Below are 20,804 nucleotides of genomic sequence, written 5' to 3'. Positions count from 1 at the left end.
TCCCATGAAACGATTTTTCCTATTCACCTTTTTATCCATCGTTTTAACGACAAATATTCACGCTCTTTCGTATTCTTGCCCAAAAGAATCGGAACGTTTCTACTGCCAGATAGGCATTTCTTCCGTCGAAGAATTTAACAATTTGAATAATTATCTAACCGAAAACGAATTCTGCTACCAAGCATGCGGAGACACTGTAGAAATATTTTCTACGGTCATCCGCCTGGAAGCGGATCTGAATTTTTCGTCCGAAGCGCCCGACAGCTCATGCTCTTCCAATTTGACTCCGATCAGAACTTTCTCCGGCACATTCGACGGGAACGGCAAAAAAATGTCTGGCATCTGCTTGAAAGTGGAATCCGAGAGTGAGATTTCGGAAGGCGGAGCGCCTTTGGGAATTTTCCAAAACAACTATTCCCATTTTGAATTGGAAGACACTTTAATCATCTCCGATTTGACCATTGAAAGCGCTTATGTCGAAGGGCTTTCCAACGCGCCGATCTCCCTCCTTCTCGCCGAGAAGACCCTACCCGTCAAATTGGAGCGACTCCATCTAAGCAATATCGCTATAAAAGCCGCGCAGACTTCCATGGCTGCGGAAAATGCGGCGAACGCAACCGGTTTGCTCATCGGTTACGACAACGCCCAATCGTCAACAGAAATCACCGCCGTTCATGCGGAAAAAATTTCCATCCAATCCAATGACGCGTTGTACGTCGGCGGTTTTATCGGGTATGCCGGATTTTACGACACCCGGATAAAAGAATCTTTTGCAGAAATTCAAATCGAATCCTCGCCACAGGTTCCCCCGGAAGTCATCGAAGTCGAAAGCAAAATCCAAATCGGCGGCCTGATCGGTTCGGCAAACGCTCCTGTTTTTTTAAAAAACGATACGATTTCTCTTGAACAAAACTGGAACCCCGCGCAAACCTGGAGCTCCGACACGCTCAGTATCGGCGGCGTGCTGGGCTATTCGACGAACTCCCTGCAACTGCAAAACGTTTCGGTAAACGCCTCCCTGCTTTACGGTTCGGGATCGCAAAACGAGAAATCGCCAATTCTCGCCATGGGCGGCTTTTCCGGGTCGATTATCGGGCTGCTTGCCGTCCAATCCTCTTCTTTCAACGGAACTCTCACCGCCAATAATCTAAACGAGCAAGCGACAGTCTTTGCCGGCGGTTTTGCCGGAATCGCGAATTCTTCCTACGTGCTAAGAAATTCCTATGCAGCTTCCCCGGAAAAGCTTGTTTCCGCAACTTTTGAAAGCACCTTGCCAGAACAATCTTCTCCGATTGTTTTAGGCGGCTTGATCGGCTACGCAGGCATGGCCGACTCCGCTATCATCGAACAAAGTTTTGTCCGCGGGCAACTTGTACTGAACGCAACCGCCAACGTAACCCCACTTTCTTCGGTTTCCATCGGCGGTTTCCTCGGCGAAATCAATTCAAACGTATCGCTTTCAAACACCTATTTTGGGGGAACAATTCAAAATGACGTAGGCATAAAAAACAGCGCCCTCTTTAACGCTTCCCCCATGGATGTTCCGACTTTCCAAATCGAAAGCCACTATACTCTGGACACGCTTTCCAATATAACGCAGTTATTTTATACGGGAGAAGATGCCTCTCTCGACACTTTTGCCGTTTACTTATACCATTCTCTAAAAGAAGCGGGCCTTCCCAAAGCCGCATCCAATTTGAACAACGGCACCAATCCGTCGTGGTATTATTCCAAAGCGGACAACGGACTTCCCCAGCTACTGAACACGCCCGCCCAAACCGGCTATTCCCCCACTTTTGAAGTTTCTTTTTTACAAACAACCGAAGACCAAATTGCAAAAGTTTTATATAAGGCCTATAGCGGAACCGACGGACATTTGGCATACGATTCCCTCGGAGCCGCCTTCAAAGCCGACGATTTGCCCCCTGCATACACGCCGAACGCCGATTCCACAACGCTATCTTACTACATCTCCTATGGTGAAGACGGAGCTGAAATTTGGAAAAAAGATTCTTCGCTAATCCTTTCAAAAAATACAGTCTATTATTTAGAAACCGCCAGCATTCCAAAAATTTCCTTCGCTTACCAAATCGAGACCGAGGGCGATGAATACTATACATATCTTGAAGACGCTACCGTTCCTTATTGGTGGAACGGCGCATCCTTCTCCCTTTTCAGCAATGATTCGCTCCCAAAAATCATCTACCAAAAACAAGACCTAGACGGCACAGACGAGTTTATGTACACGAACTCGTGGATTATCTCCGAAAAAAGCGAAGAAATCGCCAGATGCCAAACGACGGAATGTCTTTTAGAAGCCATCATCAACTTTTCTTCCAACGAACTTGTTCTCGTCAAAAACGATGAGGAAATCGAAGATTATTTTTCGACCCTGATTACGGCGGATAGCCTGCAAAACGTTTCCGTCCATTACACTTTCTTTGATGAACTCTTATACGACACGACTTTTTCCCAGTCGCTGCTTCTTCCCAAGCCCTCCTATTTGCTCGTATCTTCCGCAGAAATACCGGAGAATTATCCGCAGGATTCCATAATCGTCATCATCAATGACACCCTGGCTTTAGCCGTCGCATTGAACGACACCATTCCTTTAAACGAAGGCATTACGCAGGTGCAAATCCTTCCGAAAATGACGTATTCCATCGCCTATGATTTTTCGGCAACTTCCGACATTGTTTTCCACGCGTTCGAATTGCCAGAGAGCTACATTTATAAGCAGAAAGAAATCGAATTTCCCGAGCTGAAAAGCCTGTCTGCCTGTTACACACTGGTCGGCGACAACGATGCCATCTTTGTACTGGATCAAATATGGTATATCAACGATTACCAGGGCGACGTCGTCTTTTCTTTGCAAGAAAAAGAAAATTGCCAAGTGGACACCAACGTCATTTCGCTCGAACTCGATTCCCTCGTAACGGTAAACCTCTCGCATTTTGGCGAACCCCTTTCCTACGAAAACAATCAAGTCTATCTCCCCGCCATGGAAAATTTGCCGATTGAAATCCGGGTCGCCGTAACAGACACCTCCGTCCTGTTGGATTCGATTTTACTGGATCATTCTCCAATCACCGATTCCGAAACCGTTTACATTTCCAAAGACGCTTTGCTCCAAGTCAAAACATTCACAAAGCCTTTGCTGCCGACCGTTGCCAATCTTTCTTCCAATGTCCAATTCGCCGGCAGTGCTGTCCGTTTCGTGATGCAAGCCGAATCCAACGATACCACAGGTTTGAATTTACAGCTCCGCATCTATAACGCTTCGGAACTTCTTGTGGATACCACTTTCTCGGGCGAATCCCTATCCAACACCACATACGACTTCTACCCTCTCCCTCCCGGAGAATATAAAGCCAGCGTCCAACTTTCGAGTAAAAAAGAAGTCCTGGCCGAAAAGGAGCACGAATGGACGGTCGCATCCGTTTTAAATAGCGAAGTTTCTCCGCAATCGTGGCAGATCCTCTCTTTTGCCGCTTTAGCCGACACTTTTGATCTTCTTCGGGAAAATACGACCGTCTATTTCTGGGATGAAGAAAATCCGATCGGAGATTATTGGCAATACCGCCGCTTGACGGATTTGAAACAGACTTCTCCGCAAAAAGGTTACTGGTTCTTCTCGGAAGATTCCGTTTCCTTGCCTTTGACGAACCAGCCACAAAAAGCCCAATCGGATACCGTTTCCTGGCCACTGAAGCATTATTACAGCGGCTGGAATCTGATTGCGAATCCTTACGCATGGAATCTCTACGCCGGCTCCGAGTCCGCATTCTTGGATGCAGAAAACGACGAATTCCCTTTATTCGCTTGGGACGCCAAGACGTCGGAATACCAGCCCGTCGATACGCTGAAAGCCTATTCCGGAGCCTGGATCTATGCCAAAGAAAACGCCGAATACCAGCTTTCTTCAAAACCGGTCTTCCCTTCTTCCGAAGTTAAATCGGTTCTCGCCAAAGAAAAGAAATCCCCAAGCGGGTGGGCGCTTCGTTTAAAACTGGAAAGCGAAAAATTCGGTAACGACACGTGGAATGTCATCGGATGCGGCACTCAAGACATCACGCTTCCCAAGCCGCCCGCCGGATTAGACCAAAGCGTTTTCCTTGAAATCCAAAGCCGTAAAGGTGCCGCTTCTAAAAGCATTCTGAAAAAGGAAAGCGATTTCAAATGGGACTTGCTACTGAAATCGTCCAAAGCGCAAGAAGCCTATTTTTCTGTCGAAGGCATTCAGGATTTGCAAAATGCCGGCTATAAGGCGACTCTTACCGCCGATGGGCAAATTTACCCCCTCGAGGCCAAGACGAAAATCCCCCTGTATTTTGCGACTTCGGCCAAGTCGGCTCAGATAAACGTATTCAAGCCCTCTGAAACCGTTATTTCCCAAGGCATTGAGGGATTGCGTTTTCAAGTTCTCGGCGACAACTTGCAAATCCGCTTCTCATTGCCGGAATCGCTTCAAAATCAAGAAGTCCACATCCGTCTCATCGATGCGCTGGGAATCGAAACGGACTTGAAAAAATTTAGCGGTTCTCTCGGCGAAAACCAAACCGTCTTGAATGCGCCCAAGCAATCAGGCGTCTATTTCCTGAACGTTTCCGTCGGAAAATTTTCCAAGACGCGTTCTTTGAAATTCTGACGCCACTAAACCCATTCTCACAAAACGACAGGAGTCGCCAACGCGCGCTCCTTTTTCTTTTCGCAGAAATCTTCAAACGCAAAAAATTCAAAAGATTGACAAGCGGTTGATTGTTAAAATCAAAGTTTTTTTCCCGCTATTCCTTTTCCCGCTCCGAAGCTTTATTAAATTAGACCCGATGAAAGTTTTCTATCTGCTTTTATTTTCCGCGGCCTGCTTTTTGACCTCCTGCACCATGCCGCTGCGCCCCAGCTACGACAGAAGCGCCGGGGAATACCGACTTTCTAAGGGAGAGGAAAACACCAACAAGGTGATGCAAAACACATCGGGCGAAGCTTCGGAATGGATGCCGATAATCAAACCTTGGATCGGTACTAAATACAAATACGGCCAAGCCTCTAAAAGCGGAACGGACTGTTCCGGCTACGTCATGAACATCTACAAGGAAAAAACGGGAGTCTCGCTCCCCCACAGCTCCACCGCCATGTACGGCATGGGGAAAAAAATCGACAAGGACGAACTCAAGGCGGGCGACCTGGTATTTTTCGGCGGCGGCTCCGGAGTCGATCATGTGGGACTCTACCTTTCCGACGGCAACTTCACCCACGCCAGCACTTCCAAGGGCGTCATGATAAGCCCGCTTTCCGACCCCTATTGGCAGCCACGCTACAAAGGAGCACGCAGAATCCAATGACAAAAAAAATCGCATTCCAAGGACGCCGGGGAGCCTACAGCGAATCCGCAGCACGCTATCTTTTTGGAGAAGACATCGACGTGTTGCCCATGAACACCTTCGAAGAAATCTATCAGGCCATTGAAACCGGAAAGGCCGACGGCGGAGCCATTCCCATCGAAAATTCCACAGCGGGTTCCATCTACGAAAACTACGACCTGCTCGCCAAATGGCGTCATCCCATCGTGGGAGAAGTCAAGCTGCAAATCGAGCACTGCCTTTGCGCCAATAAGGGGGCGACCATCCAGACTCTGAAACGGGTCATGAGCCACCCGCAGGCACTTGCGCAATGCAGCCATTTTTTTGAAGAATTCCCCCAAATCGAAAAAAACATTTTCTTTGACACGGCCGGTTCCGCCGAAGAAGTCGCCAAGCGCGGCAACAAGACCGACGGAGGAATCGCCAGCACATACGCCGCAAAGCTCTATGGACTCGACGTTCTCCGCACCAATCTGGAAAACATCAAAGGCGTGAACTTCACCCGTTTTTACGCCATCCAAAAAGTGCCCCAAAGAATCGCCGAATCGGAAAACATCAAAACGGTCATCCTATTCGAACTCGCCAACGACGACAAGCCTGCGTCCCTTTATCACGCCATCGGCGCTTTTGCCAAGCGGGAAATCAACCTGACCAGAATCGAAAGCCGCCCGCATCCGGACAAGCCCTGGGGCTACATCTTTTACGTTTCCCTTATCGGCAATCCAAAATCCGAAAAGCTCATCGACGCTTTTGACGAACTGAACCAATACACCAATTTCACCTACCATCTGGGCTCCTTTGCCTGCGGCAAAACCGAGCGACTCAAATACGAAGGATAAAAGGATTAACCATGCGCACAGACAACCGCAAAGCGGACGAGACAAGAACCGTCAAAATCACCACGGGATTCATTTCTTCGGCGGACGGCTCCGTCCTCATCGAAATGGGCAACACCCGAGTCATCTGCAACGCCACGCTCCTTCCCGAAGTTCCCGCCTGGCTCGCCGGAAAAGGCCGCGGCTGGATCACCGCCGAATATTCCCTCTTGCCGCAAAGTACGGGAAAACGCGTCGAACGCGAACGCAAAGGGGCGTCCGGCAGAACGCAGGAGATCCAGCGCCTTATCGGAAGATCCCTCCGCGGGTCCGCCGACCTGAACCTTCTCGGCGAAAACGCCATCGTCGTCGATTGCGACGTCATCCAGGCCGACGGAGGCACGCGAACGGCAAGCGTTATCGGAGGATTCGTCGCGCTGGCTTTGGCTCTCCAAAAAATCAAGCCGCGTTTGGGAATCGATGCGCAAATTTTAAAACACGCCGTCACCGCCATTTCCGTGGGCGTCGTCCATGGCGATCCGCTTTTGGACTTGTGCTATGAGGAAGACTCCGCCGCCGACGTGGACATGAACATCGTCATGCGGGACGCCAAGACCTTCATCGAAATCCAGGGAACGGGAGAACACGCCGACTTCGACCGACAAACTCTCGATGCGCTCATCGCGCTCGGAGAAAAAGCCTGCCGGGAAATCTACCCGCTCCAGATGCAGGCCATCGGAAACGCGCTGCCGTAGATAAGACCTCTATCCGTAACGCCCGAATCGCCGACGCTCGCCGCATGAAATATACGCCCATGTCTGCCAAGTACGGCAAAGCGAATGGACGGACACCCTGCGAATTTTTCTGCAAATGGTTCCGCGAAAAGTGGTTGTGGAATTAGCCGTTGCTGTTCTGCATGAATTTTTCGATGCAGTCAAGGATGTAACTTTTTCCCTGAGTGTGAAGGACCTCAGCGTTTTCTGAGAGGTATCGGAGAGTGCCAGTACTTTCAAAAAGCTTGGCGATGTCGGGGGCCAATCCGCCTTTGCTCTTGGCGTATTCTTCGATGCACCAAGAGAGCCAAAAAGCCCGGTCTTCAGTATCCATAAACTTCTTCCTTGTACATGTCATATAGAGCGACCCAGATAGAACATAGCTGTAGGAATCGTCAAGCTCAGCAAAACCATAATGGCGAAATATCGGGAGTGGAATTTGTTGTAAAGCATTTTCGCCACGAAGAGGCTGAATAAAAACCACACGGGAGCATTTGCGGTGGTTCCGCCTTCGACAAGAAGCCCTTTGACGAGAGACAGTATGGCGTGTTTTAAAATTTCCGGATCATGAGCGAAGTAAAGACTTATGGGGTGAATCATGCACCCGATTCCTGTAAAAACAAATTAGGGAATCATCAGGCGTTTGAAATTCTTTTCAAAACAGACTTTATCGGGCATCGTCTTTTCAAACATTCCCACCTTAAAGCAAAACCAGGGTATGAAAAAGAAAAGAATCCGATAGAGCGTAAGGTAAGCAGCGCTTTCCGTGAAATAATCCGAAACATGCCTCAAAATCATAAAAAGAATCATGATACCGCAAATGGCATCCAAATGTATTTCTCTTCTTTCCATTTTTCCTCTAAATTTATCTGAATCCCAGCCGTCCCAACCTTTTCGTTAGCGGACGCAACAAACCCTTTTCGTATTCGTTCAAACTGAACAAATACGACAAGACAAAAAAGACAAAGCTATAGGCGGCGATTCCCGAAAGCAATTTGAACCACGAATCAAAAAAGACCTGCGTCTTGACCAGAAGGCATCCCGCCACGCAAACGCAAGGAACAATGGAAAGCCGGGCAAAATTTTTCCAGAAGGAGATGATGTCGATTTGTTCCTTTTTCTGGTAATAGACGTTCAGAATCAGGCCTTCCATCAAAAGAAGGGCGGCGGCAATGGAAACGGCGTTGCCCGCCATGCCGTAATATTTGGAACCGAAAATTTGCCCTGCGAGACAAAGAAGCGCGATGACGAAATAGGTGTAGGTTCTAAATTTAAGGTGGTTGCGCGCTTTGCAGACGTGCCAGCCGATTTGCTGGGTTTGCGCCGGAGTCAAAGCGACAAAAAAGATCAGCGTGATGGCGAAAGCTTCCTGATAGCCGTCCCCCGCCCACAAAAGAATGAATTCCCGGCCGAACAGAATAAACCCGGAAAGAATCAACGAAATCACCAGATATTGCAAGCGACCGATTTTCAAAAAGATGTTGGAGATTTCAGGAGCGGAATCGGGCATGGTCGTCAACGCCGTAATTTTCGGGAAAAAAACGGAGTTGACTGCTGCGGTAAAATGAGAGAACATGCTTTTCAGTTGAATGGCTATCGCATAGACGGCAATCACTTTCGCACCGTGATAAATGCCCAGAATAAATTGCCCAGAGAACCAATAGATTTGAGAAATGCAACCGTTCAAAAAAATGAATATTGAGTAAGACCCCATTTCCTTCAGCTTGCTCCAATTGATATTTTTGAAGAACACCTTGATTTTCAACTTGGCAAAACAATAAAGGAAGTTGGAAATCAAAATCAGGATATTCAGAATCGTAATCAAAACCACCAACGCCACGGCCTTGAACCCCAGATTCAAAAGCAAGACCATAATTCCCGTATTGAGAACGATTCGCAAAATATTCAGAACACGTATAAAGACAAATTGTTCATAAGCGTCGAGAATCGCCTTGTATACGCTGAAAATAAAGGTCAAAGCCAAATTCACCACCAGGCAAAGGAGCATTATTTTGGCGCGGTGAATTTCCTCGGCGGTCATGGAATCCACAAAAAAGGCGTCCAAATGAAAAGCGAAAACAAGTCCCAGAATCAAAGCGAGAAATGCGATTACGCCATAGACGACGGAAAATAATCCAAACAGGGAATACTGTTCACGAGTTTTTCCCTCCGCCCGATATTTCGCCGTGAAACGAACAACGGCGTCCGCAAAACCGAAATCCAGAAGCGTCAAATACGAAATAATCGAAGTAACCAGCGAATACAGGCCGTAATCGGACTTGCCGAGCATCCGAATAAGGAACGGCGTATAGACAAGCCCCACAGCATTTTGCAGGGCAATCGTCACATAGGAAAGAAGTGCGCCAAGTTTACGCTGGTTGGTCATCGTTTATTTGGTTCTTATATTTAATAATCTTAGCGGGATTCCCGGCGACAACGCAATTGTCCGGAATATCCTTCACCACCACGCTCCCGCCCCCGATCGTAACATTGTTGCCAATTTTAACGGGACCTAAAATTGTAACGCGAACACCTAAATAGCAATTGTCCCCGTGTATTTCATGGAAAAAATTTTCCTAAAATCGCCCGTTCGCGCGTTGTACATCATGGGCTTTCATTTGGGGAAGTCCGCATTCCAACGAGGAAACCTATGAAAGAAAACAACGCAAACGCCCGCACCGGGCACGATTCCTATTTCCGCTCCGTCTTCAAGGCTCCGGAACGCGCCGCGGAACTCCTGAGGCTCGCCGCCAGGCACAACGAAAGCCTCGCCGAGTTCCTGAAGACCGTGGACCTCTCGACCCTCACGGAAATCTCCGAATCCTTCAGCGACACGGAAAGCTTCGGCTACGCGGACCTGGCGTTCACCGTCAAGATCACAGACAGCGAAGTTTCCGACCACAACAAGGCGCGCGATGCCGACCTCCTTGTCGGCATCCTCGAGGAGCACAAGTCCTCCAGAGACCCGAACATCACTGCGCAGCTCGTCAAGTACTGGTACCACATTATGGCGAAAAACCAGAGGAACATCCCGACCGTCGCCATCGTCTTCTACAACGGCAGGGAAAGCTGGAATCTGGAAAATAAAACGATGTTCCCGAACTATCCGAAATACTACCAGAACATCGGATTGCCGTTCAGGCTTGAACTCGTCGATATCGGGAATACATTCACAACCGAAGAAATGGACAAATTGTCCCCGAAAATCGCGCTCGCCCTCGTCGCGATGAAATACGTGTTCCACAGCGAGGCGATGCACGCGCACTTGCAAACGGCCATCCGAACGCTCAAGGAACTCCCTCGCGCAGAAGCGGAAAGCTTCATCACGGAAACATTTATATATTTGAAGGCATTGATCCCCTCGAAGGAAAAGGAGGAACTCAAAATGGACTTCATCAAGACATCCGAAGCCTACGGCTACGAGACCATCGCCGAAGCCGAAGAGAAGGCCCTCGCTGCAAAATACGAGGAAGGCGTCGGAATCGGCATGGAAAGGGGACGGGAAGAGGGCATCGAAATCGGTGTTGAAAAAGGCAGGTATGCAGAACGGAGAGAAATGGCGAAGGCTCTTAAAAACAATGGAGCATCTCTAGACCTCATCGCGAATGTTTCAGGCCTTTCCGAAGAAGAAATCCGAAATTTGTAACTCATATTTTTAAGACTTAAGCCTCGCTTTATGCGGGGCTTTTTTTGCAACACATCTCATTAGTGGAGCCGAACCCCCTCACGAATAGACAGAGAGTTTCCTTACGCAGACTTCTAGCAACCTCTAAAAATTCATTTTCAAAAAATCGCTTGCCTTAGAATTGCTAGTTGTCAGTTTTTCATCCCGTTATTTCGAGGAGGGGGCAAAACGGCCATGCGGCAATTTTTTTCTGCAATAAAAATTGCTCCGCTACGCTTGGAATGATTGGTCTCTTTTCATTTCTGGCGTCCTTCGATAAACTCAGGGACCGGTTGTCGAACTATGGTTGGTGTGCTTCGACGAACTCAGCAACCGCCGGTCGAATCATGGTTGGCGCGCTCTCCCGGTTCCCTTTCCAGAGCTAAGAGACAAAACGGAAAGATGCCGTTTTTCCGAGATTTCAAAAAGGGGGACTTTTAATTCGCATTAAACGCTTGGAACGAATCCCTTTAAAATCGCAGCGATTGTCGCCCTGAACATTGCGAAACAAGACAGGTTTGCCGATAAAAATTGTTCCATCGTTTTTCGCAACAAGGCAAACATAAGGAATCATAAAGAAGCATAAGCAAGCACAACGGCCTCAGGTCTCGGATTACGAGCCGTCAGCATCCTCAATATCACGCTCTTCAAAGTAACGGATAAATTCGTTTCCATCGCCCCGTAAATTTTATTTTTCCGAAAATCCGTTTCCTACCGTAAATTTTTCTTGCAATCTTCCGTTCCTTTTGAAAATTCCGGGAGATATTTTAAATGGCGGATTGAATCCTCGTATGGAGGAAGCCCGAAAGAATGGAGTCAAACCTTTCGACGGGCGACGGATTCATTCCAGAGGAGTGCCGCCGCGCTCCTCTTTTTTGTTCCCAAGTATGCGGAACTGCCAATCATGCAGCGTCCATTCTTTCTCGCCAGAAGCTCCGGCATCCTTGATTTACCGTTATGAGCGCCGAAAGCGACTTTAGGGCCCTAAAATTTTAGGACGATGGTTCGAACAGACTGCGTATGCGAGTCGGCGGGTTGCACAAAAGCTCTCCTGATTTCCCAGCACGATCCGATTCAGAAATTCCCGAATCAAAAGCCTCCCCAAAAAATCAACATCGACTCTATTTTTGGCCAAAAAAACGTTCATTTCATCTATTTTGCTGGCAAAAATTCTTGACACTCTTGCATTTATTTGGCTCTTCATCAACATGTGTGGGTGGCTTCGCCCCCCTTTTTTTGTTGACTTTCGCCTAAATCAAACAAAAAAAATGGGCTATTTTCTAAAATTTAATCGCCAAAAAAAACAGAAGAAAAAGCCCATGTCAAAATTATACAAATCCATCTTCAATGTCAACGGCTGTTCAGTCGTCAAGCAGGAGCAAACCGACACCACGGTCACCATCACGGTAAGACTCACCAAGGGCAACGCCAGCAGGTGCGGCTGTTGTGGGCGAAAAGGGAAGCTCTACGACAACGGCCGGGAACAGAGGGTATGGCGGACGCTCGATCTCGGCACGAAGATGGGCTTCATCAGGATGGACACCTACAGGGTGAAGTGCAAGAAATGCGGCGTAAAAACGGTGAAGGTGCCGTGGGCAAGCCACAGGTCAGGCTTCACCGACGCCTTCGAGCAGCAGGTCGCATGGGCCGTATGCAGCATGTCGAAAAAGGCTGTCGCAAAGCAGCTACGCATCGCCTGGAATACCGTGGGGGAAATTGCCGACCGCGTATGGGATCGCCTGGACACAAGGCCGATCAAGGCAGGCTGCATCTTCAGGCGCATAGGCATCGACGAGACCAGCTACAAGAAAGGGCACAAGTACATAACGGTGGTAGTGGATCACGACAGGCGCTGCGTGATCTGGGTCCACGAGGGCTACGGGAAGGAGGTGCTGGACCTCTTCATGAGGGAACTCAGCGAAGAGCAGCGCAAGGGCGTGGAGCTTGTGACTTGTGACGGAGCCAAGTGGATAAGGTCAAGCATCGAGGAGTTCCTGCCCAATGCCGAACGGTGCGTGGACAGCTTCCATGTCGTACAGTGGGCGACAGAAGCCCTGGACAAGGTCCGTGTGGAAGCCTGGAAGGAGGCCCGCAAGGAAAACCGCAATCAGAAACGGGGCCGAGGCAGGCCCACGAAGGATAGCGTCCCGAAGGACCGCACCGCGGAGGGGATAAAGAACTCCAGGTACGCTCTGGGCAAGGCTCCAGAGAACCTTAACGAAAGCCAGCAGAGAAAAATAGAACTCATAGCAAGCCGCTATCCGCGTCTCTACAGGGCATACCAGCTCAAGGAGGAACTGCGCATCATCCTGAAGATGGGCTATGACGATGCCAGGGAAAATCTGGACAGGTGGCTGTGGCGTGCAAGCCACTCACGCATCGGCTCAGTAAAGGATCTGTACGCAAAGATCAAGCGCAACTACGACGGAATCCTCAACACAATCAGGCTGGGCGTGTCAAACGCAAGGATCGAGGCGACGAACAACAAGATAAAGCTACTGATACGGACTGCCTATGGCTTCAGGAACATGAACAACATGCTGTCGCTGATAATGTTGAGCTGTTCCTATGTAGATGTAAAGATAGCCTACGAATGGGAATCGGTATCGAGAGAATCATCTAGCAAGGCTGCCTAAATGCTACCACACATGTTGATGATGCCTCATTTATTTTTATCTTTTTTGTCACTTCAAAAACTTATCTTATGATTTCATGTGCGAAAAACAAGCTAGGGCAAATCCAGACGACCGCAGTTCGGCGCGAACTGCGGGGGCGGGGAGAGTAAACCTTAATGACCGTAGATGTCGCGCAGAGACCTATTCGAGTAGCCGTTCTTGGAACTCGCGGCATTCCTGATGTTCAAGGGGGATAGAGACGCATTGTCAGCATCTTTTCCCGCGGCTGGCAGGGATGGGATTCGACATCACGCTATACGCCCGTCGTGGTTATGTGAAAACCGACGACCCATATGATTTCGAAGGCGTGCACATTGTCCCATTGAAGTGCAGTCACAAAGCCTGCTTTGAGGCGGTTACTCACGTATTCCGTTGCTACGGAAAAATTCGCAAATCCCCCCCGATATCGTTCATATTCACGCGATTGGCCCGGCGATGTTCGCCCCGCTTTTCCGTATGACGGGCGCGAAGGTCATCTACACGCACCACGGGCAAGACTACATGCGCGCCAAATGGGGCAAGTTCGCGAAGTTCACCCTGAAGGCGGGTGAGCGGCTTGGTACAAAGTTTTCGCACCGGATAATCGTCATCAGCACCTACATCCAGGACCTCCTGAAAAAGATGTACAGGACTAACCGTACGGTGCTTATCCGCAACGGGGTCGAAATCCGTACCGATGCCCCGAAAGACGAGTTGATTACCCTTGCGCACTTTGGCCTGGAGCCGCAAAAATACATCCTGGCCTGCGGGCGCTTTGTCGAGGAGAAGGGCTTCCACGATCTGATAGCCGCATACGCGAAACTCCCCGCCGAACTACAGCAACAGTATAAGTTGGCGATTGCCGGTCGCCCCGACCACAAGAGCGCCTACTCGCAAAAACTGGTGGAACAGGCGGAAAAAGCGAATGTCGTGCTTACCGGGTTCATCAGTGGCGATACGCTCTGTGCTGTGCAGCGTAATGCAAGGCTTTTCTGCATTCCGAGTTATCATGAGGGGCTGCCCATTGCCTTGCTTGAGGCACTGAGTTACAACTTGGACGTTGTGGCCAGCGACATTCCCGCCAACACCGAAGTACCCCTGCCCAGGGATTGCTTCGCCAAGAAGGGCGACGTCGAGGACCTGGCGGAAACTATTGCTACGCACCTAGCGAGCGATAAACCCAACGACTATTCGTCCATTATTCATGAGTATTACGACTGGGACAAAATTGCGGAGCAGACCGCCGTTGTCTACAGGGAACTTGCCAAATAGAGGATTTTATGACCTGTGAATCGTGCAAAAAGTGCAATTCCAAGATTCAGATGCCGACCGACGTGTCGGTGATTACCACGTATCGTTGCCAGATGCGCTGCAAGATGTGCAACATCTGGAAGAACCCGACCAAGAAGAGCGAAGAAGTCCAGGCGAAGGACTTGGAAATCCTCCCGCAGCTCAAGTTTGCGAACGTGACAGGCGGTGAACCGTTTATCCGCCAGGATTTGGAAGATATCGTCGAAGTGCTTTACACCAAGGCTCCGCGTATCGTGATTAGCACGAGCGGCTGGTGGGTGGACCGCGTCATCAAACTTGCGGAGCGCTTCCCGAATATCGGCATTCGTGTGAGTATCGAAGGTCTCGAAGGCACAAACAACTTCTTGCGTGGTCGCGATGATGGTTTTGAACGCGGCATGAAGACGCTTAAGACCCTGCACGAGATGGGCGTGAAGGATATCGGCTTCGGTCAGACGCTCAGCAACTGGAACAGCAACGACCTGATTCCGCTTTACGAACTGGCGCTCTCGATGAACTTCGAGTTTGCAACGGCGGCCTTCCACAATAGCTACTACTTCCACAAGGAAGACAACCAGATTAGCAACAAGGAAGAACTCTGCGACAACATCAGCAAACTTGTCAACCGCCTGCTCAAGGAAAATCACCCGAAATCGTGGTTCCGCGCGTTCTTTAACCTGGGCCTCATCAAGTATATTCAGGGTGGCAAGCGAATGCTGCCGTGCGAAGCGGGGTCGGTGAACTTCTTTACGGACCCGTGGGGCGAAGTTTACCCCTGTAATGGTCTGGAACCGCGCTACTGGCAAGAGAGCATGGGCAATATCCACAACGCCAAAAACTTCGAAGAAATCTGGTTCAGCGAACAGGCTCAGAAGGTGCGCGAAAAGGTGCGTACCTGCCCCAAGAATTGCTGGATGGTCGGAACCGCTGCCCCGGTGATGAAAAAGTATATTGCCCAGGTGGCACCATGGGTGCTGAAGGCCAAGCTCAAGAGCATGTTCGGCATGGAAGTGGACTGCACCAAGTTCCCCACATTCAACGTGGGCCAGGATCCCCGTCAGGGCGACTTGAGATTGGGTGACGACAAATAACTCTTTTTAGGAGCGTGCAGTGGCACCATTGTGCTACTGCATTTTTTGATATATGGACAAGGCCACAGAACAGCAAAACAACAAGCGGATAGCAAAGAATACTTTGCTGCTTTATTTTCGTATGCTGCTGATTCTTGGAATAAGTCTCTATACGTCAAGAATTGTTCTGGATACGTTAGGCGTTGTTGATTATGGCATCTATAACGTAGTTGGCGGCTTTGTATCAACATTTGCCGTGCTAAGTGGAGTTATGACAACAGCCACACAGCGATTCATTTCCTTTGAAATCGGATTAGGCCCCAATGGGAATGTTCAACGAATTTTTTCAACAACACTTGTGGTTCATTTTATTCTGGCGGTCGTAATTTTCGTTTTAGCCGAAACCATAGGTTTGTACTTCTTGAATAATCAAATGAGAATTCCAGAAGATCGTATGGACGCCGCATATTATGTATTCCAACTATCTTTGATAACGTTCTTAATTAATGTAGTTAGCGTACCATACACAGCATCTATTATTGCTTACGAAAAGATGAAAGCATTTGCATTTGTCAGCATTGTTGAGGCATCACTAAAGCTGATTATAGTGTTTTTAATTATAAAATCATCCTCAGACAAATTGGTTTTATATGCTCTCTTTTTAATGCTGACTGCAGTATCAATTCGTGTAATGTATAGTGTATATTGCCGAAGGAATTTTGAAAAATGTCGTTTTTCCCTAAATTTCAATACGACAGAAACAAAGAAAATATTTTCCTTTGTAGGTTGGAACTTGATAGGGTCTTGCTCAGCGGTAGCAAAAGATCAGGGTGTCAACGTTGTTCTGAATTTATTTTTTGGCACAGCCGTAAACGCGGCACGAGGTGTTGCATATCAAGTTCTTAACGCTCTTAATGGTTTTGCAACTAATTTTCAATTAGCAATGAATCCACAAATTGTGAAAAGCTATGCATCAAAAGACTATGAAGGTATGTTTAGAATTGTATTTAAAGGAAGCCGGTTGTCGTTCTTAATGCTACTAATTTTAACATCACCAATCTTGATGGAAGCCGAAACCATATTAAATTTATGGCTTGTAAAGGTGCCGGAATATACAGTTTTATTTTTAAGATTGGTTTTGGTTACAGCTATGATTGACTCCCTTTCAGGGACATTGGTTGCCTCTATGCATGCGTCAGGGAACGTGAAAATATACCAAATCGTTGTCGGTGGAATATCTTTATTAACATTACCTATGGTATATCTATTCCTTAAGTCAGGTTTTTCTCCATATTCTGCATTAGTGATTTGTTTGATTATGGCTTTCGTATGTCATATAGCACGAGCTATTCTTTTGCATTTTACAATACAACTCCCTTTGGTTCAATACTTAAAAAAAGTAACTGCTAGGGTTGTGTTGGTCTCTGTTGTATCCTTTATTGCCCCCGTTGTTGTAAAAGTGAGCGTTCCCGGAACCCTTACTTTTTCTATTGTTGTAGCTTTTATTTCTGTACTATCCGCAATACTTGCAAGTTGGTTTTTGGGTGTAGATCCAGATGAAAAACATTTTGTGATTGCAAAAACAAAAACAATTTTACATCGAGGTCACAATGGGTAACATTTTTAATGTGAAAAATTGTTTTGGATGCGGAGTTTGTGCAACAGTTTGTGCAAGAAATCTTATTAGAATAGAGCTGAACGAAGCCGGTTTTTATGAGCCCATAATCTCAGATTTAGACAAATGTGTTAATTGTGGATTGTGTACCGAATGTTGCTCATTTTTAAATGACGGCCTAGCATCATCAAATGAAAAAATAGAATCTTACGGAGCTTGGAGCCGGGATACTCTAGCTAGGAGAAAATGTACATCAGGAGGAGTAAGCTATGAAATTGGTAAAAAGGCTATAGACGAAGGATACAAAGTTTGTGCTGTTAGATATAATGCAGAAAAAGGAATTGCTGAACACTATATAGCTGAAAATCACGAAGAACTACAAGAAAGCATTGGTTCAAAGTATATCCAAAGCTACACTGTTGACGGATTTAAAAGTATTAATCGCAAGGAAAAATATTTTGTTACGGGGACTCCGTGCCAAATTGACTCTTTTCGAAGATACATAAGAAAGTTTAAAGTCGAAGACAATTTTTTGTTGCTTGACTTCTTTTGCCATGGCGTCCCATCCATGTGGCTGTGGAAAAAATATTGTTTGGATATTGAAAAAAAACACGGGAAGATATCACGAGCTCTGTGGCGTAATAAAGAAAGCGGTTGGAAAAATTCATATTCCCTTAGAATAGAATGCAATCAAGCTGAAAAAAAACACGTATACACATCATCTCTACAAAAAGATGATGTATTCTACAAGTTCTTTCTTGGTGATCGTTGTCTAGGTTGTGCTTGCTATGATAGCTGTAAGTTTAAGTATACTAACTCAAGTGCAGACATTCGAATCGGTGATGCTTGGGGAAATCACTACAAGAATAATGACGAAGGAGTATGTTCTGTTTTAACACTTTCTGAAAAAGGTGAAACCTGGATAAAAAAGAGTAACCTCAATTTAGAAGTTTTGTCTTTGGATGTTGTTACAGAAGGTCAAATGAGGAACAATGCTTATAGAACTCCTGATTATCACAAGGTTCAACGGGTATTATCTGACTCGAATGCGACAATCTCAAATATATATGATGTAATTAAAAGACGAGAGTTTGTAAAAAAAATAATAAATCGTTTAAAACATCCACGAAGAACTCTAACAAATTTTTTAAAAAGGCTGTAGAGTATGCTTATAAAAACCATTACTTGCCACAATGTATACAATTATGGAGCATCATTACAGGCATATGCTTTGATGAAGTTTTTAGAGCAAAATGGGCATAATGTTGAAATTATTGACTATCGCCCTGACTATTTATCAAAGCGATATAATCTATTTAGATTAGTACCAAGTGGAACAATTTATAATCTCTACCGTAAAATCCCTTTTCTTAAACCATTGTGGGCTGTTTTACAAAACAGAAAGGATTTGAAATTTTGGGGACGAAAAAGAAAATTTGATAATTTCACAAAGCGATTTCTCAAGTTAACTTCGCGTACATACAGAACAACTGAAGATTTCAAAAACAGCCCTATCTCTGCAAATTTATTTATTGCTGGAAGCGACCAAATTTGGAATACAAATTGTCCGAACGGATTGGATGAAAACTTTTATTGTTCGTTTTCAAAAGATCCAATTAAAAACATATCCTATGCAGCAAGTTTTGCAACAACATCGATTGCTGATAGTCATATAAATTTCGTAAAGAGTCATTTGAATAACTTTAGGTCCATTTCTGTACGAGAAAAAACCGGTGTTGATTTAGCAGGTACTCTGGGCTTTAAAGCAACTCTTGTTGCAGATCCTGTTTTTTTGCAACCCCGAAAGTATTGGGACAATCTATGTTACAACAAACACCACGAAAAATATTTGTTGGTATATGATTTTTTAAACAACGATGACAATTTACGACGTTGTGCATTGTTTTTGGCAAAGAAATATGATTTGAAGATCTATTCTGTGAATGATTATGGGGAAATCCCTTTTGCAGATGTAAATATAAACAATGCGGGACCAATAGAATTTGTAGCGTTGATAAAAAACGCTAACTATGTAGTTTCCTCATCTTTTCACGCTACCGCATTTAGTGTTATCTTCAAAAAAAAATTCATCACTTTCCCCCTGAAAAATTATGGGAATTCTTCCCGAATCAGTGACTTTTTGAACATTGTACAAATAAAGAACCGCTTTATTACATCGTTTGACGAGTTAAATTTTGATGAAACAAAAATAGAGTATGAAAAAGTTGAGTATCTTTTAGAAGAGTATGCGAAAAAATCAAAAGAATGGTTGCTCAAAGAAATTAGTAAAGGTATGTAGATTATGAGAGTTCTATGGTTTGAAGTTTCTGAGCCTGCTCGATACTGTCAGGACAAGCTTCCTATTGCTGGATGGCAGGATTCTTTGGAAGCTATCGTTCATAAATATGGTGAAATAGAATTAGGAATTGCTTTTCAGAGCCGAAATTCTCATGGAATAAAAGTCATTGATGGCATCAAGTACTTCCCAATAAAGTTAAAATTAAATTTCGTTGAGAAATTAAAGAACAAATATACATGGGATGTTAGTAAAGAAAAGCTCCTAAAACAAGCTGTTAAAGTAGTGGAAGATTTCAAACCAGATGTAATTCAGGTTTTCGGTAGTGAATGGTGTTGGGGACAAGTCGCTAAGTATGTGAAAGTTCCTGTTGTTGTTCATATTCAGGGGTCAATTCCTCCTTATTATAATGCCCGGTTCCCTCCTTCATATAGCGATGAATGTGTAACAAATAAAATCAGATTCAATCCAAAGAAACGATTAGGTTACTGGTTACAGAAGAAAAAGTACCTTTCCTGGAAAAATCAGGAAGAGGAAACATTGAAGATTGTATCGAATTTTATGGGACGAACAGATTGGGATCGATCCTTAATTTCTGTCTTCAATCCCAAAGCTAACTATTTCTATTGTGGAGAGGCTTTGAGAAAAGAATTTTATGATTCTGTTGGAAAATGGAAGCCGATAAATAAGAAAAAATTGTCCTTGTTTTCTACCGGTTGTTCTACCTTTTGGAAGGGACCGGATATGCTTTTGAAAACCGCACAAGTTCTTAAAAATATGGGCGTTGATTTTGAATGGACGGTAGCAGGGAAAATAAATGTAAAAAAAGATGTGGAAACTCATGAAAAAATAAAATTCGATGATGTCAATGTTCATTTTTTGGGATTTCTGAACGCATCTGATCTAAAAGAACATCTGCTCAAGTCAAATATTTATGTTCACACAGCTTACATAGAAAACAGTCCAAATTCAATATGTGAGGCGCAATTACTTGGAATGCCCGTTATAAGCACGAATGTAGGAGGGATACCCTCACTAGTTGAAAATGGAGTTGATGGAATTTTAGTCCCTGCTAACGATCCATATTATATGGCAGCAAAGATTAAAATGCTTTGGGAAAATGTAAATCTTCAACAGTATCTTTCCAGGAATGCTTTCGAAAAGTCAAGAGATAGACACAATGAAGAAACAATCTATGACTGTCTGACATTGTGCTACGAAGTGATAATAGAAAATAGCAAATGTTAATTTTGGTCGCAAACTTTAC

Annotated in this window: 16 protein-coding genes and 1 pseudogene; 12 read left to right on the top strand and 5 right to left on the bottom strand. The window is 45.9% G+C overall.

From position 1 onward, the window contains the following. The first annotated feature begins 4 nt into the window (after window positions 1–4). From BGX14_RS14355 to rph, 4 genes are all read left to right on the top strand, one after another. The gene (locus BGX14_RS14355) at window positions 5–4,648 is read left to right on the top strand and encodes a hypothetical protein (RefSeq protein WP_095880257.1); all 4,644 of its coding nucleotides are present in this window, start codon (window positions 5–7) and stop codon (window positions 4,646–4,648) included. A gap of 178 nt (window positions 4,649–4,826) precedes the next feature. Next, window positions 4,827–5,342 carry a C40 family peptidase gene (locus BGX14_RS14350; RefSeq protein ID WP_143159381.1) on the top strand — a complete coding sequence of 172 codons (516 nt, stop codon included), beginning with the start codon at window positions 4,827–4,829 and terminating at the stop codon, window positions 5,340–5,342. Then, a complete protein-coding gene (locus BGX14_RS14345) occupies window positions 5,339–6,199 on the top strand; it encodes a prephenate dehydratase (RefSeq protein ID WP_095880255.1) in 861 nt (286 codons plus the stop codon). Before BGX14_RS14350 ends, BGX14_RS14345 begins: the two co-directional genes overlap by 4 nt. Before the next feature lie 11 nt (window positions 6,200–6,210). Further along, window positions 6,211–6,930 (top strand): ribonuclease PH, encoded by a 720-nt coding sequence (rph, locus tag BGX14_RS14340; RefSeq protein WP_095880254.1) that lies wholly within the window; start codon window positions 6,211–6,213, stop codon window positions 6,928–6,930. Between the two features lie 142 nt (window positions 6,931–7,072). Here the strand turns inward: rph and BGX14_RS14335 are convergent, their stop codons facing one another. The 5 genes and pseudogenes from BGX14_RS14335 to BGX14_RS16545 all read right to left on the bottom strand — a co-directional run. Beyond that, a complete protein-coding gene (locus BGX14_RS14335) occupies window positions 7,073–7,282 on the bottom strand; it encodes a DUF3791 domain-containing protein (protein WP_158223346.1) in 210 nt (69 codons plus the stop codon). 20 nt (window positions 7,283–7,302) lie between these two features. Further along, window positions 7,303–7,548, bottom strand: a complete 246-nt coding sequence (locus BGX14_RS14330; protein WP_095880252.1) for a hypothetical protein — start codon at window positions 7,546–7,548, stop codon at window positions 7,303–7,305. A 24-nt stretch (window positions 7,549–7,572) separates the two neighbouring features. Beyond that, window positions 7,573–7,800, bottom strand: a complete 228-nt coding sequence (locus BGX14_RS14325; RefSeq protein ID WP_095880251.1) for a hypothetical protein — start codon at window positions 7,798–7,800, stop codon at window positions 7,573–7,575. A 13-nt stretch (window positions 7,801–7,813) separates the two neighbouring features. Continuing rightward, a complete protein-coding gene (locus tag BGX14_RS14320) occupies window positions 7,814–9,334 on the bottom strand; it encodes a lipopolysaccharide biosynthesis protein (protein ID WP_095880250.1) in 1,521 nt (506 codons plus the stop codon). Then, window positions 9,318–9,506: pseudogene (locus BGX14_RS16545) on the bottom strand (DapH/DapD/GlmU-related protein); the annotation flags it as partial. The pseudogene BGX14_RS16545 and the gene BGX14_RS14320, both read right to left, overlap by 17 nt. Window positions 9,507–9,598: 92 nt before the next feature. On the opposite strand from BGX14_RS16545, the gene BGX14_RS14310 reads away from it, so the two are divergent. The 8 genes from BGX14_RS14310 to BGX14_RS14270 all read left to right on the top strand — a co-directional run bounded on the left by BGX14_RS14310 (window position 9,599) and on the right by BGX14_RS14270 (window position 20,785). Beyond that, the gene (locus BGX14_RS14310; RefSeq protein WP_095880248.1) at window positions 9,599–10,594 is read left to right on the top strand and encodes an Rpn family recombination-promoting nuclease/putative transposase; all 996 of its coding nucleotides are present in this window, start codon (window positions 9,599–9,601) and stop codon (window positions 10,592–10,594) included. A gap of 1,337 nt (window positions 10,595–11,931) precedes the next feature. Further along, window positions 11,932–13,248 (top strand): ISL3 family transposase, encoded by a 1,317-nt coding sequence (locus BGX14_RS14300; RefSeq protein WP_158223236.1) that lies wholly within the window; start codon window positions 11,932–11,934, stop codon window positions 13,246–13,248. A gap of 411 nt (window positions 13,249–13,659) precedes the next feature. After that, complete coding sequence (locus BGX14_RS14295; protein WP_095880246.1) at window positions 13,660–14,538, top strand: glycosyltransferase family 4 protein; 879 nt, start codon at window positions 13,660–13,662, stop codon at window positions 14,536–14,538. Between the two features lie 8 nt (window positions 14,539–14,546). Next, entirely contained in the window at window positions 14,547–15,647 is a 1,101-nt protein-coding gene (locus BGX14_RS14290; RefSeq protein ID WP_198951218.1) for a radical SAM protein, read from the top strand. Window positions 15,648–15,699: 52 nt separating this feature from the next. After that, window positions 15,700–17,244 (top strand): hypothetical protein, encoded by a 1,545-nt coding sequence (locus tag BGX14_RS14285; protein WP_095880245.1) that lies wholly within the window; start codon window positions 15,700–15,702, stop codon window positions 17,242–17,244. Then, window positions 17,237–18,403 carry a Coenzyme F420 hydrogenase/dehydrogenase, beta subunit C-terminal domain gene (locus BGX14_RS14280; protein ID WP_095880244.1) on the top strand — a complete coding sequence of 389 codons (1,167 nt, stop codon included), beginning with the start codon at window positions 17,237–17,239 and terminating at the stop codon, window positions 18,401–18,403. The genes BGX14_RS14285 and BGX14_RS14280 overlap by 8 nt, the downstream gene beginning before the upstream one ends. Before the next feature lie 3 nt (window positions 18,404–18,406). Beyond that, on the top strand, window positions 18,407–19,540 hold the full coding sequence (locus BGX14_RS14275) for a polysaccharide pyruvyl transferase family protein (protein WP_095880243.1): 1,134 nt from the start codon (window positions 18,407–18,409) through the stop codon (window positions 19,538–19,540). Window positions 19,541–19,543: 3 nt separating this feature from the next. Then, a complete protein-coding gene (locus BGX14_RS14270; RefSeq protein WP_095880242.1) occupies window positions 19,544–20,785 on the top strand; it encodes a glycosyltransferase family 4 protein in 1,242 nt (413 codons plus the stop codon). The last annotated feature ends 19 nt before the right edge of the window (window positions 20,786–20,804 follow it).

This window comes from Fibrobacter sp. UWS1 (assembly GCF_002300445.1).
Classification (GTDB): Bacteria; Fibrobacterota; Fibrobacteria; order Fibrobacterales; family Fibrobacteraceae; genus Hallerella; species Hallerella intestinalis.
This window is presented reverse-complemented; position numbering and strand designations above follow the sequence as displayed.